The organism is Staphylococcus intermedius NCTC 11048 (assembly GCF_002902385.1).
Classification (GTDB): Bacteria; Bacillota; Bacilli; order Staphylococcales; family Staphylococcaceae; genus Staphylococcus; species Staphylococcus intermedius.
The window spans coordinates 1-344 of the sequence record NZ_PPQH01000155.1; the positions used below are offsets into that span (position 1 = coordinate 1).

At 36.9% G+C, this 344-nt stretch carries 1 protein-coding gene; it reads right to left on the minus strand.

What is annotated here, in order from left to right; all coding sequences use genetic code 11:
• The coding region (locus CD138_RS13830; protein ID WP_506344858.1) for a phage tail protein at positions 1–342 on the minus strand (342 nt) is incomplete at its 3' end.
• Positions 343–344: the final 2 nt, after the last annotated feature.

The window sequence follows — 344 nt, forward strand, 5'->3', positions numbered from 1 at the left end:
AGCAGTGTTGAACTTAACTTTTAGCGTTACTTCAATTTTATCTTCTTCGTCATCGAATGATTTAGCATAATCTTCAACAACCGTGTAACCAAACGCCGCGTGATAACCATCTTCACGCTTTTTCTTTTCGATTAACCACACTTTAATTTGTTGTAGGTTTTTAATCGCTTTCTTAAATTGCTCTTGACCTTTGTCACCTGGAATATGCCCAAATGTTAAGCTTAATTCTTCGTTAACCGATTGATAAGTATAGTCTGTTTTGCCTGCTACAATCTTCTCAGAAAGCTCAGAAGACACTTTTTCTTCGCCCTCGAGTAAGTCAGATACTAAAACACCCATCATAC